The 17,067-nt window shown below is 59.9% G+C and carries 15 protein-coding genes; 9 read left to right on the forward strand and 6 right to left on the reverse strand.

Annotated elements, in window-relative coordinates:
- Window positions 1–140: 140 nt before the first annotated feature.
- Window positions 141–560 (forward strand): 8-oxo-dGTP diphosphatase MutT, encoded by a 420-nt coding sequence (gene mutT, locus CO583_RS03140; RefSeq protein ID WP_043560701.1) that lies wholly within the window; start codon window positions 141–143, stop codon window positions 558–560.
- 63 nt (window positions 561–623) lie between these two features.
- On the opposite strand, the gene CO583_RS03145 is transcribed toward mutT, so the two are convergent.
- Window positions 624–1,523 carry an SMP-30/gluconolactonase/LRE family protein gene (locus CO583_RS03145; RefSeq protein WP_086441246.1) on the reverse strand — a complete coding sequence of 300 codons (900 nt, stop codon included), beginning with the start codon at window positions 1,521–1,523 and terminating at the stop codon, window positions 624–626.
- Window positions 1,524–1,655: 132 nt separating this feature from the next.
- On the opposite strand from CO583_RS03145, the gene CO583_RS03150 reads away from it, so the two are divergent.
- Window positions 1,656–2,417, forward strand: coding sequence for a molybdopterin-binding protein (locus CO583_RS03150; RefSeq protein WP_248630401.1), 762 nt, complete (start codon window positions 1,656–1,658; stop codon window positions 2,415–2,417).
- Between the two features lie 61 nt (window positions 2,418–2,478).
- Here the strand turns inward: CO583_RS03150 and CO583_RS03155 are convergent, their stop codons facing one another.
- From CO583_RS03155 to CO583_RS03165, 3 genes are all read right to left on the reverse strand, one after another.
- A complete protein-coding gene (locus tag CO583_RS03155; RefSeq protein ID WP_043560709.1) occupies window positions 2,479–3,447 on the reverse strand; it encodes an acetyl-CoA carboxylase carboxyltransferase subunit alpha in 969 nt (322 codons plus the stop codon).
- Window positions 3,448–3,528: 81 nt separating this feature from the next.
- Window positions 3,529–4,482 carry a tyrosine recombinase gene (locus tag CO583_RS03160; RefSeq protein ID WP_081562999.1) on the reverse strand — a complete coding sequence of 318 codons (954 nt, stop codon included), beginning with the start codon at window positions 4,480–4,482 and terminating at the stop codon, window positions 3,529–3,531.
- 12 nt (window positions 4,483–4,494) lie between these two features.
- Entirely contained in the window at window positions 4,495–4,701 is a 207-nt protein-coding gene (locus CO583_RS03165; RefSeq protein ID WP_043560710.1) for a hypothetical protein, read from the reverse strand.
- 151 nt (window positions 4,702–4,852) lie between these two features.
- On the opposite strand from CO583_RS03165, the gene aroB reads away from it, so the two are divergent.
- The 6 genes from aroB to CO583_RS03195 all read left to right on the forward strand — a co-directional run bounded on the left by aroB (window position 4,853) and on the right by CO583_RS03195 (window position 13,219).
- Complete coding sequence (gene aroB, locus CO583_RS03170) at window positions 4,853–6,529, forward strand: 3-dehydroquinate synthase (RefSeq protein ID WP_248460454.1); 1,677 nt, start codon at window positions 4,853–4,855, stop codon at window positions 6,527–6,529.
- Between the two features lie 211 nt (window positions 6,530–6,740).
- Window positions 6,741–7,898 (forward strand): OmpA family protein, encoded by a 1,158-nt coding sequence (locus tag CO583_RS03175; RefSeq protein ID WP_043560711.1) that lies wholly within the window; start codon window positions 6,741–6,743, stop codon window positions 7,896–7,898.
- A gap of 214 nt (window positions 7,899–8,112) precedes the next feature.
- Window positions 8,113–8,529, forward strand: coding sequence for a GtrA family protein (locus tag CO583_RS03180; RefSeq protein WP_166651622.1), 417 nt, complete (start codon window positions 8,113–8,115; stop codon window positions 8,527–8,529).
- A gap of 143 nt (window positions 8,530–8,672) precedes the next feature.
- On the forward strand, window positions 8,673–11,312 hold the full coding sequence (alaS, locus tag CO583_RS03185) for an alanine--tRNA ligase (protein ID WP_249103135.1): 2,640 nt from the start codon (window positions 8,673–8,675) through the stop codon (window positions 11,310–11,312).
- 280 nt (window positions 11,313–11,592) lie between these two features.
- The gene (locus tag CO583_RS03190; protein WP_043560716.1) at window positions 11,593–12,285 is read left to right on the forward strand and encodes a carbonic anhydrase; all 693 of its coding nucleotides are present in this window, start codon (window positions 11,593–11,595) and stop codon (window positions 12,283–12,285) included.
- Window positions 12,278–13,219 (forward strand): endonuclease/exonuclease/phosphatase family protein, encoded by a 942-nt coding sequence (locus CO583_RS03195; RefSeq protein ID WP_248630399.1) that lies wholly within the window; start codon window positions 12,278–12,280, stop codon window positions 13,217–13,219. The genes CO583_RS03190 and CO583_RS03195 overlap by 8 nt, the downstream gene beginning before the upstream one ends.
- Before the next feature lie 64 nt (window positions 13,220–13,283).
- On the opposite strand, the gene CO583_RS03200 is transcribed toward CO583_RS03195, so the two are convergent.
- Entirely contained in the window at window positions 13,284–14,825 is a 1,542-nt protein-coding gene (locus CO583_RS03200) for a peptide chain release factor 3 (RefSeq protein ID WP_043560717.1), read from the reverse strand.
- 90 nt (window positions 14,826–14,915) lie between these two features.
- Complete coding sequence (gene rpsD, locus CO583_RS03205; RefSeq protein ID WP_043560719.1) at window positions 14,916–15,533, reverse strand: 30S ribosomal protein S4; 618 nt, start codon at window positions 15,531–15,533, stop codon at window positions 14,916–14,918.
- Window positions 15,534–15,863: 330 nt separating this feature from the next.
- Here rpsD and CO583_RS03210 point away from each other — a divergent pair, with 330 nt between their 5' ends.
- Window positions 15,864–17,066 carry an MFS transporter gene (locus tag CO583_RS03210; RefSeq protein WP_248630398.1) on the forward strand — a complete coding sequence of 401 codons (1,203 nt, stop codon included), beginning with the start codon at window positions 15,864–15,866 and terminating at the stop codon, window positions 17,064–17,066.
- Window position 17,067 lies beyond the last annotated feature (1 nt).

Consider the following 17,067-nt stretch of genomic DNA (forward strand, 5'->3'; position numbering starts at 1 on the left):
GGTGGACTTCCTACAGAGCAGCAGCCTCTGCCGCAAAGGTTATGACGTTTTTTTAACGTTTCCTCTTTCCCCTGTGACATAAAAGGCGCATTTTCAACTGGCATCCCATACAACAGGACATTCTGGATACGGAGCCTCTGATGACCTCACCTTTCCGTCCCCACACTCTGCTTGTCGTGGCAGCCATCCTCATCCAGCCGGATGGCTCTGTCCTGCTGGCACAGCGGCCGGAGGGAAAAACCTTTGCCGGACTGTGGGAATTTCCCGGTGGAAAGGTGGAAGTACCCGAATCCCCGGAAACCGCCCTGGCACGGGAGCTCCATGAAGAGCTGGGCATTACCGTTCAACCCGACCGCCTGGAACCCTTCACGTTTGTCAGTGAAGACTGTGCTACCTTCCACCTGCTCATGACGCTCTATCTTGTCCGGGAGTGGGAGAATGACCCTGTCGGGCGGGAAGGCCAGACACTGGCATGGGTGCCTGCCTCAAGGTTGGATGAATACCCCATGCCCAAGGCCGATGCCCCTCTTGTTCCCCGTATTCAGGCCCTGCTGGGCTGACATGGACGAAAGGGGCCCTCGAAAGCCCCTTTCCTGGCAGGTCTACCCTCAACAGACGAAGGATCAGACACCTTCCAGCACGAAACTGTGCTGCGGATTGCCCGGAACGTCCGTCCGGAACGCAAAAATGCCACCAGCCTGCGGCTGGGCTGCCAGCTCCTCGGGGTCCAACCCCTTGCGGGCTGTCGTCACGAACACGGTCCTGTAATCATCCCCACCAAACGCCACCTTCGTGACATTGGCGACCGGCAGGGCAATCGGGTCCATCATGGTGCCATCCGGGCGGAAGCGGGTGATCTGTCCCCCTGCCCATGTCCCGCACCAGAGATTGCCCTCGCTGTCCGTCACAACCCCATCTGGATACCCTTTGGTGAAAGTGGCAAAAATGCGCTTGCCTGTCAGGCGGCCATCTGCTGCGACATCAAAGGCGTAGATACGCTGCCGGGGACTGTCGCAGGCATAAAGCACCCGACCACAAGGTGACAGGGCCGGACCGTTGGAAACGGTATAACCACTATCCCAATGTGAGATATCCAGCTGGCCGTTCCTGTGGTCAACCCGGTAGAGAGACCCGCTCTCCCGACTTTCCCCGTCATCCATCGTACCAAACCAGATGCGCCCCCGCTGGTCGACACAGCCATCATTCAGCCGGTTCCCCTCATCGTCCGGCTCGATGACGCAGGCCCGCTCGAAATAGCCTTTTTTCACATCAAACCGATGCAGACCATCCGGCAGACCGGCCAGAAATGTCCCGTCACTGACAGGCAGAAGAAAACCCGTACGATTGGGAGCATCCCAGCCTGACAGGGAGCCATCCGTCAGGCTGTACCGATGAATGCGGTGGCTCACAATATCGACAAAATAGAAAGAATTTTCTGCCTTGATCCAGACCGGCCCCTCCCCCAGCACTGCTCGAAACTCTGACAGGCACACGGGCTTATGGTGTTCCAGCTTCACAGGCATCTCTCCCTTTCTAAAAGGCCATACCCTCCCATATAATGAAGAAGGTTCAATTTCCACACCCCCGGATGCCACGCCCGAGGGCCCCAAGCCCGCAGAAAAACAATGCGGCCAGCACCAAGGTATTACAGGCTCATGGCTCCCCGTACTGCATGTTTTCTTGTCATCGGCAATGAAATCCTTTCAGGCCGCACGCAGGACGCCAACATCCGTGTCCTGGCCCAGGCCCTGAATGGCCGAGGCATCCGACTTCTTGAAGTCCGGGTCATTCCCGACATCCCGGAACACATCATAACCACCATCAATGACTGCCGGGCCCGATTCGATCTTCTCTTCACCAGCGGCGGCATCGGCCCCACCCATGACGACATTACCGCTGCATGTATGGCCGAGGCCTTTGGGGTCCCCCTGACATGCCATGAAGAGAGCTTCCACCAACTGGAAGCCCTCTTCCCGGCGGGAGAATTCAACAAGGCCAGACAGCGCATGGCATGGCTGCCCAAAGGCGCAACGCCCATAGAAAACAGCGTGTCCACAGCACCCGGGTTCTCGTTGGGCAATGTCCATGTCATGGCCGGAGTCCCCCGCATCTTTCAAGCCATGGTGGGCTGGCTCATGCCACGTCTTGAGGGCGGAGCTCCACTGACCAGTGCCAGCTGGTACAGTTACAATGTCTATGAAGGCGATCTTGCCGAGGCACTCACGGCCATCCAGCATGACTTCCCTACACTGGATATTGGCTCCTACCCGTTTGACGAAGGACAGAAACGGGGTGTGGCCCTTGTTGCAAAAGGCTATGACGCTGAGGCTGTCACCTTGGCTGGGGCGGCCCTGCGCACCCTTCTTGCCAGCCTGGGCTTCACCCCCCTGGAGGGAGATCCTCCACGAGGAGCCTGAAAAAAAAAGCCGCCTAAAAAGGCGGCTTTCCCAAAAACTCCATACCAGTCAGGCGGAACGGTCAGCCTACCCGTGTCATTTCCAGATAACGCTCCCGACGCCGGGCCAACAGCTCTTCCTTTGAGAGCCCCTGGACGGAGGCCAGTTCTGCAGCAATGGCCTCACCCACGCGATTGATGGCTTCAGCAGGAAGACGCTGGGCGCCCCCCACCGGCTCATCAATCACATGATCGATCAGGCCAAGTTTTTTCAGATCCTGCGCCGTCAGACGAAGCGCTTCGGCAGCGGCTGGCGCCATCTTGGGGTCACGCCAGAGAATGGAAGCGGCCGCCTCGGGAGAGATGACAGAATAAATGGCATGTTCCAGCATCAGAACACGATCGCCTGCGGCAATGGCAATGGCACCACCAGACCCGCCCTCGCCGATCACCGTAGCGATCAGCGGAACCTTGACCTGAAGGCAGGTATCAATCGCCCGGGCAATCGCCTCTGCCTGCCCGCGGGCCTCGGCATCAATCCCCGGCCACGCACCGGCCGTATCCACGAATGTCAGAATCGGCAGGCCAAAACGCTCTGCCATGCGCATCAGACGCTGGGCCTTGCGATACCCTTCCGGTCGGGCCATGCCAAAATTGTGACGGAGACGACTCTCCGTATCAGAACCACGCTCGGTCCCGATGACCACGACCGGCTGCCCACGGAAACGGGCCAGCCCCCCTACAAGAGCCTGATCATCCCCAAAAACACGGTCCCCGGCGAGCGGGGTATAATCCGTCATCAGCGACTGGATGTAATCCAGCGCATGAGGCCGCTGTGCGTGACGGGCCACCTGCACTTTCTGGAGAGGGGTCAGCTTGCTGTAGAGCGTGCGGAGCTGCTTGTCCGCTTTCTCCGCAAGGCGGGCTGTCTCCTCATCAATGTTCAGACCATCCAGACCAGCGCCATCCTCCTGGCGACCAACCTGACGAAGTTCACCGATCTTGGTCTCAAGCTCGGCAACCGATTTTTCGAAATCTAGGAACTGGCGCATGTTCTGCCCGATAGCACGCAAACAGGACGCAAGACAGCCCTAAATTGACACGAAGCAGGAAAACTCTGCCGGAGCCGGCTATCACCCCCGCTTTCCCGCCTCCCCGCTCTGCCTGTCCTGCCCCAGGGGATGATGCTGGCGGACAACTTCTTTCAGCCGCTCCGTCATGACCTGCGTGTAAATCTGGGTCGTCGTGATATCGGCATGTCCCAGCAGCACCTGAAGCGCCCGCAGGTCCGCCCCCCTGTTGAGCAGGTGGGTCGCAAAGGAATGACGCAGCACGTGTGGGCTGACACGCAGGGGGTCCAGCCCGGCCTTGAGCGCACAGGCATGAAGTATCTTGTCGAATCCCTGCCTTGTCAGTGGCTTCCGGGGATTGCGCCCCGGGAACAGCCACGGGCTGTCCAGCACGGCATCATAGGCCAGCAGCGCCTCTGCCGCTTCCCTGGCTGCGCTGGAGAAAGGCACGAGCCTTTCCCGCCCGCCCTTGCCCCGCACGGGCAGCATGCCGCCTCTCTGCCGGACACAGCCCGCTGGCAGGCTCAGAAGCTCGCTGATGCGCAGGCCTGTCGTGTACAGCATCTCCAGCGCCACACGGGAGAGAAGGTCCCGGCGCAGATCCGCATGGCCGCAGGTGCCCTTTTCCAGAAGTCGCCTGACCTCATCCTCACTCAATGGATGAGGCAGACCACTCTGATAGCGGGGAGATGCCTGCCCGGCGGTCAGCTCGTCCGCCCGCACGCCCATCTGGAGCATGAAACGGGCAAACTGCCGAAAGCAGGAAAGACGGCGGGCCTGTGTCCGGGCGGAAATGCCACGGCGCCCCTGATCGGCAAAATAGGCCTGTACACTGCCCCGGGATACATCTGCCAGCGACAGGGGCGCACACCAGCAGGCAAAATCTTCCAGATCAGCCCGATAGGCCGCTCTCGTCTGCTCTGCTGCTCCCCGTTCTGCCACGATGGCCTCAAGAAACGCCTCTATCAGGGCAGCAGATTCTGCAGGGCAGCGCCGGACCTCCCGCCCGTCCGTCATGAGGGCCGCTCCTCAATGCCCTCCAACAGGTGGAAGCTCCGGCAGGCCCGGGGCCGCCTTCTGGGCAGAGGTGGCAGGGGACACGGCCTGCGGTGTCAGGTCACGATGCACCATCACCGGTGCCGGGGGCTGCGTATCGTGAGCCGTCAGGACGTACCCACCCCCCACCAACACCACAAGAACCAGCAGGACCAGCACCAGACGGGCAACGGTTTTCATAAGACGGCTCCATGTCAAAGGATACGTCCCGTTTATAGAAGGATCATCCCGTTTTAAAAACCCTCTTCTCTTCCACCGGAGACACACTCTCCCAGAGACATGGGCGATGAGAGACCTACCCCACCTCTCTCACCCGTGATAGAGGGACAGCATGTCCCCTTCCTTGCACGCCCCGCAGCCAGCCAGACCACCGTTCCGCATCATTGTCCTTGTCGGCCTCATGGGGGCCGGAAAAACGACTCTGGGACGGATGCTGGCCCAGCATTATGGCATCCCCTTCATCGATACCGATGCCGAGATCGAAAAAGCCTCCCGCCAGAGCATCCCGGAAATCTTCGCCCACCATGGCGAAGCCCATTTCCGTGCCGGGGAACATCGGGTCATACGCCGCCTCCTGAAGAACGGCCCCTGCATTCTGGCCACCGGTGGTGGCGCCTGGATGCATCCGCAGACCCGTGCCCTCATCCACGAGGCAGCAGATGTCTGTGCTGTCTGGCTGCATGTCCCCATGGCTGTCCTGCTCAGACGCCTGCTCAACAACCGTGGAAGCCGCCCCCTCCTCGCCCAGGGCGACCCGGCAGCCACCCTGCGTCAGCTCGCCACCGTGCGGTATCCGCGCTATGCCGAGGCAGACATCATTATCGACTGTGGAGATGAAAGCGTGGAACAGGCCACCCGGACCATTACTGATACCCTTGCCAATACGAGTCTGCCCCATCATGTCCCGGTTGCTCTCGCCGGCCACAGTTATGAGGTCCTCATCGGCCGTGAGCTGCTGGCGCAGGCGGGCCTGCGGGTAAAGCCCCATCTGCCCAATGGCCACGCCATCATCCTGACCGACGAGACAGTTGCCACCCATCACCTGGCCACGCTGGAACGCAGTTTCCGTGAGGTCGGCATCCGCTTTCACACCATCATCGTGCCTCCGGGAGAGGGCAGCAAATCTCTCGCCCGTTTTGAAGCCGTCATGGAAGAAATGCTCGAACGGGGCATCGAGCGTGGCACCACCGTCATTGCCCTGGGTGGGGGGGTCATTGGTGACCTTGCCGGATTTGTGGCGGCTACGGCGCTGCGCGGGATTCCCTTCATCCAGATTCCCACAACATTGCTGGCACAGGTGGACAGTTCTGTCGGAGGCAAAACAGGAATCAATGCCCGGGCCGGAAAGAATCTCATCGGAGCCTTCTGGCAGCCCCGGCTCGTGCTGGCCGATACGGAAACGCTGGCCACTCTCCCCCGCCGCCAGCTCGTGGCGGGTTATGCAGAAATCGTCAAGGCAGGCCTCATCGCTGATGCCGAACTGTTTGCCTGGTGCGAAGCCAATGGTCAGGCCGTTCTGGAGGGAGAGCCCGGGAAGCTGGGTGAAGCTGTCCGCCGGGCCTGTGCCTTCAAGGCCGGAGTCGTACAGGACGATGAACGGGAGCAGGCAGGATCAGGCGGTCGGGCCCTGCTCAATCTGGGCCACACCTTCGCCCATGCCTTTGAAGCCGAGTTCCATTATGACGGCCGCCTCCTGCATGGGGAAGCCGTCTCCATCGGCCTGCACATGGCCCTGGCACTGTCCGTCAGGATGGGGCTTGCCCCCGAGGATGACCTGGCACGGCTTGACACCCATCTCCACGCCCTGGGAATGCCCGCCGGTGCAGCAGACCTGCCCCACGGCCTCAGTACGGAAACCCTGCTGAACCACATGGGCCGGGACAAGAAGTTGCGCGACGGGAAGATCACCTTCGTTCTGCTCCGCGGAATCGGCATGGCTTTCACCTGCCGTGATGTCGCCATGGATGATGTCCGGGCCCTGCTTCTGGCTGAAGGTTTTGCCCCCTGATACCGCCACATTCCAGCCTTTATTCCGATAATGTGTTGTATTGGTCACAGTGTATGTTCCATCGCAAACGCAGGGCGGAAAACCTCTTAACTTCCCACCAGCTTTCCATTACATCTCGGTTATCGGCCGCGCTGGCTCCATACGGTGATCGTTCCGACGCCCGCCAACCGTAATGGCCGTAAGTATACAGAATTAAGGACTGAGGAAGTAAATGCGTATTCGTAATGCACTTCTCGCCATGACCTCAATGGTGGCCCTGCCGTCATTTGCCATGGCCAGCACGATCACCGGCCCGTATGTCGACATGGCAGGCGGTTACAACCTGGTTCAGCACCAGCAGTTCCGTCAGGGTAACCCTGGCACCTCCCACGGTCGTGGCATCGGTGGCAACGCCCACTCCGGCACCGGCTTCAATGGCTACCTCTCCACTGGTTACGGCTTCGGTAACGGCCTGCGCCTCGAAATCGAGGGCACCTACAACCAGACCCACATCACCCGTCTGGGTGGCGCCTTTGCCGCTGGTGGCAACCGCAAGGCCCACGGCAAGAGCGAAGGCTGGGGCGGGTTCGCCAACGTGCTGTATGACATCGATCTCGGCATGTTCGGCCTGAACGATGTTCCGGTTACACCGTTCGTCGGTATCGGTGCTGGTTACATGTGGCAGCGTTACCGCAAGGTCTACAACCGCAGCACCGGTCGTCCTGACCCGAACTTCAACAACACCCAGGGTGGCTTCGCTGCTCAGTTCATCGCTGGTGCCGCTTACGACATCCCGGGCGTTCCGGGCCTGGCTCTGACCACGCAGTATCGCTTCATGGGCCAGACGGGTTCCATGAGCGGCGTGACCAGCGGCCGTCAGTACCTGCACAACAACAACGAGAACCATGGCAAGGGTGACCGCGTAAGCTTCAACACGCGCTACACGCACCAGTTCATGCTCGGCCTGCGTTATGCCTTCAACAATGCTCCGCCGCCGCCGCCGCCGGCTCCGCATGTTGTCGTTCCGCCGCCGGCTCAGGCTGCCCGTACTTACCTCGTCTTCTTTGACTGGGATAAGTCCAACCTGACAGGCCGCGCCCGCGACATCGTTGCCCAGGCTGCCCAGGCTTCCACACACGTGCAGACGACACGCATCGAAGTTAACGGTTACACCGATAACTCCGCTGCTCATCCGGGTCCGCGCGGTGAGAAGTACAACATGGGTCTGTCCCTCCGTCGTGCAAACAGCGTCAAGGCTGAGCTGATCCGTCTGGGCGTTCCGGCTACGGCCATCGACATCCACGGTTACGGCGATGCCAACCCGCTGGTGGCAACTGCCAAGAACACGCGTGAGCCGCAGAACCGTCGCGTTGAGATCATCCTGAAGTAATCTTCAGAGCTGATTTTCAGCCCGGGCCTTACGGTCACGGAAAAGGGTGCCTTCGGGCACCCTTTTTTTATGGCCCGTTCCTCCTGTGCAACCTTTCACAAGAAAAGATTTACCTCTCCCCTGTGAAGCTGTGTTAGGGTCCCCTCCGCCTCTGCAACAATCCTTATGGTTTTCCAGCTGAAAAATGCTTGAACAGTTCATTCCCAGAAGCCTGATGAAGTTCCTTCCTCTCATGCAGCGCTTCTTCTATTTCGGAGTTGTGGGAGCTGTCGGCTTTCTCGTGGACTGGGCAAGCCTCTCCCTTTTCCGCCATGTTGTCGGGCTCCGTGCTGCCGCCCTGCTCGCTTATGTCATTGCCTCAAGCAACAACTGGATTCTGAACCGTTACTGGACATTCCGGGACTGTTGCCGCAAACGCCACAAGGTGCATCATCAATGGGGGCGCTTTGTACTGGCCAATCTTCCCGGTTTCATCATCAACCGTGGGATCGTGCTGGCCCTCTTCAGCCTTTGGCCGCTGACACGGCATTACACCGTCATTGCTCTGCTCTGCGGGACAGCAGGCGGCATGTTCATCAATTTTGCCCTCTGCCATCACTTCGTCTTTCACAAGAAGACCCCCCAGTCATAAAGCCCCATTCCCCGGTTGGTGGTCTTCTTTTCCTGCACGCTTCCCTGCATCTCCTCCATAGGACCTCCATTTCCAAAAGCCAGAAAATCGGCTAGAAAACAGGAACCATCCTTTCTTTCTCCGGAACCCGGACCTACAGACTCATGATCAGTACCAACGATATCCGCGCACAATTCCTTCAGTATTTTGAATCCCACGGGCACCGCATCCTTCCGTCTGCCTCTCTGGTTCCGCAGAATGATCCGTCCCTGCTCTTCACCAATGCGGGGATGGTGCCTTTCAAGAACGTTTTTACCGGGCAGGAGACCCTGCCTTTCAAGCGGGCCACAACAGCCCAGAAGGTCGTCCGTGCCGGTGGCAAACATAATGATCTGGACAACGTCGGTTACACGGCACGTCATCACACATTCTTTGAAATGATGGGGAATTTCAGCTTTGGAGATTACTTCAAGGCTGAGGTCATCGAATTTGCCTGGACGCTGCTGACCAAAGGCTTCGGCATCCCGGCCGAGAAGCTGCTCGTCACCGTCTATGCGGACGATCATGAGGCCGCTTCCCTATGGAAGAAGATCGCTGGCCTCTCGGATGACAAGATCATCCCCATCGCCACGTCCGACAATTTCTGGCGTATGGGCGATACCGGCCCCTGCGGTCCGTCCTCCGAAATCTTCTACGATCATGGCCCGTCCGTGGCCGGTGGCCCTCCAGGCAGCCCTGATGAAGACGGCGACCGGTTCGTCGAGATATGGAACCTCGTCTTCATGCAGTTCTTTGAAGAAGGCGAAGGCAAGCGGACCAATCTTCCCCACCCTTCCATTGATACCGGCATGGGGCTGGAGCGTTTCGCCGCTGTCATGCAGGGCAAGAAGGACAATTACGACACGGACACGATCCGTGCCCTCATCGAGGCCTCTGCCGACCTGCTGAAACAAGATGCGGATGGCCGCTTCAAGACCAGTCATCGTGTGGTGGCCGACCATCTGCGGTCCACCGCCTTCCTCATCTCCGATGGTGTTCTGCCCTCCCGTGAGGGACGTGGCTATGTGCTGCGCCGCATCATGCGCCGTGCCATGCGTCACCTCCACCTGATGGGAGCGAAGGAGCCGGTCTTCTACCGTCTGCTGCCTGCCCTCATCCAGCAGATGGGCCATGCCTATCCTGAGCTGAACCAGCACAAGGCCCTCATCACCGAAACCATGAAGGGTGAGGAAGAACGCTTCTCCGCCCTTCTGGGCCGTGGCATGGCCCTGCTGGAAGACGAGATGGGCCGCCTCTCCAGCAACGGTCATCTGCCCGGTGACGTGGCCTTCAAGCTCTATGACACGTTCGGCTTCCCGCTGGACCTGACGCAGGACGTGCTACGTGAGCGTGGCCACAAGGTCGATGAGGCCGGTTTTGAAAGTGCCATGGCCGAGCAGCGCCAGCGTGCCCGTGCCGCCTGGGTTGGCTCCGGTGACAGTGCCGTGGAGACCGTCTGGTTCGATGCCCGTGACCGCTTCGGCAGCACGGAGTTCCTCGGCTATGTGAGCGAGGCTGCCGATGCCCAGGTGCAGGCCGTCTTCCGTGGCAGCGATGAGCTTGCCGAAGCCAAAGCCGGTGACGAAGTCGCCATCCTGCTCAACCAGTCCCCCTTCTATGGAGAAAGCGGCGGACAGGTTGGCGATCATGGTACGCTGACAGCCCCGGGCCTGCGGATCGAAATCACTGACACGCAGAAGAAGAACGGCTCCCTGATCGTCCATTATGGCCGCATCGTGGAAGGCACGCTCAGGCCGGGCATGGATGTTCATGCCGAGATCGACCACGTGCGCCGCACCGCCGTGCGGGGGCATCACTCCGCAACCCATCTCCTGCATGAGGCCCTGCGCCGCCATATCGGTGAGCATGTCACCCAGAAGGGCAGCCTGAACACGCCGGACCGTCTGCGCTTCGACATCAGCCAGCCCCGCCCTCTGACGGAGGATGAGCTGAAAACCATCGAGGCCGAGGTGAATACCCGCATCCGCCAGAACAGCCCGGTCGAAACCCGCCTGATGACGCAGGAACAGGCCATTGAAAGCGGCGCCATGGCCCTCTTCGGTGAGAAATATGGCGATGAAGTCCGTGTCGTCTTCATGGGCAATGAGGATGAGAAAAACCGTCAGGCCTATTCCATCGAACTCTGCGGCGGTACGCATGTGACCCGTCTGGGTGAGATCGGCCTGTTCCGCATCGTCTCCGAAAGTGGCGTCTCCTCCGGCGTCCGCCGTATCGAGGCTGTCTGCGGGGCTGCGGCCGAGCAGACCATCCGCACCAGTGAGGAACGGCTGGCCGAAATGGCTGCCCTCCTGAAGGTCACGCCTGCCGAGGCTCCGGCCCGTCTTGCCGCCCTGCTGGAAGAACGCAAGGCCCTCAATGCGCAGATTTCCTCCCTCCAGCACAAGCTGGCCACGGGGGAAGGGTCTGCCTCCAGCGAGACCATCAATGGCGTCACTCTGGCGGCCCGCTTCCTTGAGGATGTCAGCCCCAAAGACCTCAAGGGGCTGGCTGATGGCCTGCTGAAGCAGATCTCCTCCGGCGTGGTGGCCCTGATCTCCGGCGCCAATGACCGGGGCAGCATCGTCATCGCCGTCAGCAAGGACCTTACGGACCGCTTCGATGCCGTGAAGCTGGCCCGGGAAGCCTCCGCCCTGATGGGCGGCAAAGGCGGCGGTGGCCGCCCTGACATGGCGCAGGCTGGTGGCTCCGAACCGGCTGCCGATGCCGTATTCGCCATGCTGCGCAAGACACTGGGCGAAGGCTGAGACCTGCGAGACCTCTTTTCTGACGAAAAGAACTACCCTGAAGAGAGCGTCAGGCCTGTTATGGAGGGCCTGACGCTTTTTTCTTGCAGATGATCCTGCTCTGGCCTTGCCCGCCCAGGTCATGAAAGACATTTCATGAATCAGGAGGGGCTTTCGTCTGGACGCTTCTTAAAAAGATTTTTAATATATGGCCTATGGGCACCGTGACCTGCCTCGCCCATAGTGGGCTCGCTAGGGCTTTGCCCCGCATGATGCGTCTTTGATCAGGAAACATAACGCTATGGTCTTCCACCGTAACACTCTTCTGGAACTCCTTGATGGCGTCCGCACCTTTGAAGAAGAGGTGTATCCGGAAAAAAAGGATCTCTTCCAGAGTCTGGCTTACGATCAGAACCCACCAACGCTATTCATCACCTGCGCCGACAGCCGCATCAGCCCGAGCCTGATCACCCAGACAGAACCGGGTGAGCTGTTCCTCATCCGCAATGTCGGCAACATCGTTCCGGCCTATGGCAACATGGTCGGGGCCGTGGCTTCCGCCATCGAATACGCCGTCGGAGCTCTGGGGGTAAAAAACATCATCATCTGTGGCCACTCCAACTGCGGGGCCATGTCCGCCCTCATCAATCTGACCACAAACCCGGAAAAGCTGGCCGACATGCCAACCGTCCGCCGCTGGCTGCACAATGCCGAGGCCGCTGCTGCCACCATCGGCGATCTGCGGGCTGAAGATGTTGGCCCCAAAGATGTCCGCGATCTGGCTGAGGCCAATGTCCGCCTTCAGCTCACCCATCTGAAGACACACCCGATCGTTGCCAAGGCTCTGTCCCGTAACGAGCTGAACGTACAAGGCTGGTACTACGACATCCAGAATGGACGCATGTACATTCTCCACGAGAATAACAAGACGGAATATTCCGTTGAAGAGGCCATCGCCCTTCTCAAGGAAACCGGCACAGCCAACCATGCCTGACAGCGTGCCCTTTCTGGCACCGGAGAGCCGTCTGTCCCCCGGGGCAGGCGGTTTTTCATGCCACGCCCTGTCCCTTGCACTCTCTCTGCTGTGCAGCCTCATCCTGCTGCTGTCCCCAGCACAGGCTTCGGAAAGCCTGAAGCTGACCAGCTGGAACATGGACTGGCTCACCCTCCGCCCTGCCAGTGACCATACCCTGCCCCCTGATGCCCCCACACGCACGGCTACAGACTTCGCAGCCCTGCGTCATCAGGCACACCGTCTCCACAGTGACATCCTCGCTTTTGAAGAAGTGGACAGTCTTGCGGCGGCCCAGCTTGTTTTCCCTCAGGACGAGTATGACCTCTACATCACGCCAGACCCTATTCCCCAGAAGGTCGGGCTGGCGATCCGGCGGACGGCCGGCCTGAGCGTCACCGTCAATCCCGAGATCACGGCTCTCAATATCCCGCAGCCGGGGCATCATCACCCCCTCCGGGGTGGCATGGATGTCACCCTCCGCAAAGGAGCCTCCAGCCTGAGACTGCTCATCGTCCATCTGAAGACCGGATGCTGGGCACAGCCTCTTGCTGCCAGAAAACGTGCCTGTTCCCTACTTTATCAACAATTCCATGTCATCGAGGACTGGATACTGGACAGGGTGGATGACGGGACGCCCTTTGCCATTCTGGGAGATTTCAACCGCCGCCTGACACCGGCTGACCCTCTCATGCAAAATCTCCAGAACGACGCCAGCCTGACTCTCACCACGGCGGGCTTTACCAGCCCCTGCCGCCGCAGTGGTGACCTGTTCATCGATCACATCCTGCTCGGCAATCAGGCCCGGGAGTGGTTCATTCCGGGAAGTCTCCGTGTCATGCTCCTGCGCAATGTGGCACAAGGGCTGACCCTTTCAGACCACTGTCCTGTCTCCGTGCAGATCAGGCTGCCCTGAAAACAGAAAAGCCCGGGACGGTCTCCCGCCCGGGCCTTTCCTCATGTTTCGGGCAGGAAGAACTTCAGGCCGTTCCAGACATCCCGATCTGCTTGATGTCATGGAAACTGAGAGCCTCATTCATCTCGATAGCCCGGTTCATCATGAAGCCAGAACCGGCAAGGAAGACTGGATCACCATCCAGATCATCAGCCATCGCACTCCGGTTTAGGGCCACAAACTGCTCCAGGGCAGCTTTATCGCCCGTGACCCAACGGGCAAGCGTGAAAGGCGTGCTCTCAAAACCGACCGGCACGTTATATTCCGCCTGAAGGCGGGACTGCAGCACGTCCAGCTGGAGGGTCCCCACCACGCCCACGATTGGCGGGGCTCCATCCTGCGGGCGGAACAGCTGGACGACCCCCTCTTCCGCCAGCTCCACGAGGGCCTGACGCAGCTTCTTCGCCTTCATGGCATCATCCAGCCGCACACGACGCAGGATTTCCGGGGCAAAATGCGGAACCCCCGTGAAGCGCAGGTCTTCACCATCCGTCAACGTATCACCAATGCGAAGTGTCCCATGGTTGGGAATCCCCACCACGTCCCCGGCAAAGGCTTCCTCCACCAGCTGCCGGTCCTGCGCAAAGAAAAACTGTGGCGTATGAAGGGCGAACTGCTTGCCGATACGCACATGCTTCAGACGCATCCCACGGGTCAGCTTCCCTGAACAGACACGGGCAAAAGCCATGCGATCCCGGTGATTGGGGTCCATATTGGCCTGAATCTTGAAAATCAGGGCCGTGACATTCTCTTCCGTCGCCTGCACATCCCGTGTCTCAGAGGGCTGGGCACGGGGCGGCGGCCCATAGGCAGCCAGAGCATCCAGAAGGTCCGTCACCCCAATCTCTTTCATGGCTGAACCGAAGAAAACGGGTGTCAGATGTCCTTCATCGAAAAATTCCTTCTCGAAAGGAGGAAGGGCCACCTCGGCCAGTTCTACTTCTTCCCGCATCTGGGCCAGCCGCTCATCATCCTCGGGCAGCTCTTCCTTCAGGTGCAAGGACTTCGTACGAAGGTCATAAATACCGGCAAATTTCGCCGCACGCCCGACCGGCCATGTCGCCGGGGAGACGTCCAGAGCCAGCGCACTGGAGATTTCATCCAGCAGGGCAAAACAGTCCTGCGCCTCACGGTCCATCTTGTTGATGAAGGTGACGATGGGAATATCCCGCAGACGACAGATCTCGAACAGCTTGCGGGTCCGGGCCTCGATGCCCTTGGCGGCATCAATCACCATCACGGCGCAGTCCACCGCTGTCAACGTGCGGTAGGTATCCTCGGAGAAGTCCTCATGGCCCGGCGTATCCAGCAGGTTGAAGACACATCCACCATAATTGAAGGTCATCACCGAGGTGACGACCGAAATGCCACGGTCCTTCTCGATGCTCATCCAGTCCGACCGTGTCCGCCGCCGCTCTCCCTTGGCCCGGACATTCCCGGCCATCTGGATGGCCCCACCTGCCCGCAGGATGCGCTCTGTCAGCGTGGTCTTACCGGCATCAGGATGGGAAATGATGGCAAAAGTGCGCCGCCGGGGAATCTCCGCAGCGATGGTAGGGTCGGACATATCAGCCTTCCTGGGAAGAGAGCGTAAGAAACGGCAAACGCCGGACGGTAAAACCGCCCGGCGCCTCCATATACAGCCAGTAGCCGTATCTTAGCGGGAGTAGAACTCGACCACCAGATTCGGTTCCATCTGCACCGGGTAAGGCACATCGGAGAGCTGCGGAACACGGATGAAGGTACCCTTCATCTGGCGATGATCCACCTCGATGTATTCCGGCACATCACGCTCGGCACTCTGGACGGAATCCAGAACGATGGCGAGCTGCTTGGACTTCTCACGCACCTCGATCACATCACCTTCCTTCACCAGATAGGAGGGGATATTGACGCGCTTGCCGTTGACCAGCACATGACCGTGGCTGACGAACTGACGGGCAGCGAACGGCGTCATGGCGAATTTCAGACGGTAGATGACGGCATCCAGACGACGCTCCAGCAGGCCGATCAGGTTCTCAGAGGTATCACCCTTGCGGCGCACGGCCTCGTCATAATAGCGGCGGAACTGCTTCTCGCTGATGTTGCCGTAATAGCCCTTCAGCTTCTGCTTGGCCATCAGCTGCACGGAGTAGTCAGACGGCTTCTGACGGCGGCGCTGACCATGCTGACCCGGGCCATATTCACGACGGTTGACCGGGGACTTGGCACGGCCCCACAGGTTGACGCCGAGGCGGCGGTTGATCTTGTACTTGCTCTCAAGACGTTTTGACATCGGTTAAACCCGTATTCTCTCAGACCGGCGGCTCTGTGCGACAGCCCTTTGTTGCACCGGTAGGTTCCCCTCCCCCATCACGGGGTACTTGGAGAACGGAACAGCCTGCGAACCTCATGGAACAGTGCGCCACAGCACGCATCATCCCGGCCAGACCATCCAACATTCCCGGCAATGGCACTGCCGTTACACGAGGCAGGACAGAGTGTCAAGAAATCCGACCATGTGGGAAGGTCGTACGCCATGCCTGAACGGCAAGAAGAGATTGGAAAAAACAGGCCATATCCCGTATATCCTCGTCATCCCCAATCAGACTGGAGCACTCCCTTTATGGAGCAGACCGAAACGGTTACAGGCCCACGCCTGACCCCGCCTCATGGCGTCGCCCCGGCCATTGCAGCCCTCATGCTCGGGACCTTTACCATTGGCACGGGAGAATTCGGAATGATGGGCATCCTGCCTGCCTTCTCCCATGCCCTTGACATTTCCATCGGGCAGGCCAGCGTCGTCATCTCCGCCTATGCTCTTGGCGTGGTAGTGGGTGCCCCCATCATGGCCATCGCCGGAGCCCGCCTGCCCCGCCGGACAGTCCTGCTGCTTCTGCTCTCCCTGTTCTGCATCGGCAATATCGGCACCATCCTCTTTACCTCACTCCTGCCCATCGAGGTCATGCGCTTCATCACAGGGCTGCCCCATGGGGCCTATTTCGGTATCGCTGCCCTGACGGGTGCCTCCATGGTCGAACGGGCCCGGCGGGGACGGGCCATCAGCATGGTCCTGTCCGGCATCATGATCTCCACCGTCATAGGCGCACCACTCAGCACGTTCCTCTCCCAATATGTTCCGTGGGAAGTGATTTATGGAGCCCTGTCCGTTCTGGGGCTGATCTGCGTGGCCGGGGTAGCCTTTTTCATCCCCGCTGACCGCCCGCAGAACAACATCAATGCCCGTTCCGAGCTGTCCGCCTTCAGGAACCCCCACGTCCTGCTGACCCTGCTGACCGGGGCCATCGGTTTTGGCGGCATGTTCGCCGTCTATACCTTCCTGACCTCCGGGCTGGGACAGGTAACGCATCTCAGCCCCTGGATGGTCACGCTCTATCAGGTCATCTGGGGATGCGGAATGGTCGCCGGCAATGCCTTCGGCGGGGCCATGATTGACAGGAACCTGAACCGCACGACCATTTTCAGCCTGATTGCCAGCGTTGTCTTCATGCTGGCCTTCTGGCTGCTGCTTCCCTCCAGCACTGCCATGCTGGTTGTCTGCTTCTTCCTGCCTGCTGCCACGATCATCCTCAGTCCCGCCATGCAGGCCCGTCTCATGGATGTTGCCGGAGATGCCCAGACGCTGGCAGCCTCGCTGAATCACTCGGCCTTCAACATCGCCAACGCTCTGGGGGCATCCCTGGGTGCCATGCTGGTAGAGCACGGCCTGGGCATCAGCGCCGTTGGCTGGGGCGGGGCCATCCTCTCAGCCAGCGGGCTGCTGATCTACCTCGTCACGCTCCAGATCGCCCGCCTTCACAAGCCATGAA

It is taken from the genome of Parasaccharibacter sp. TMW2.1882, assembly GCF_023337635.1.
In the GTDB taxonomy this organism is placed as follows: Bacteria; Pseudomonadota; Alphaproteobacteria; order Acetobacterales; family Acetobacteraceae; genus Bombella; species Bombella apis.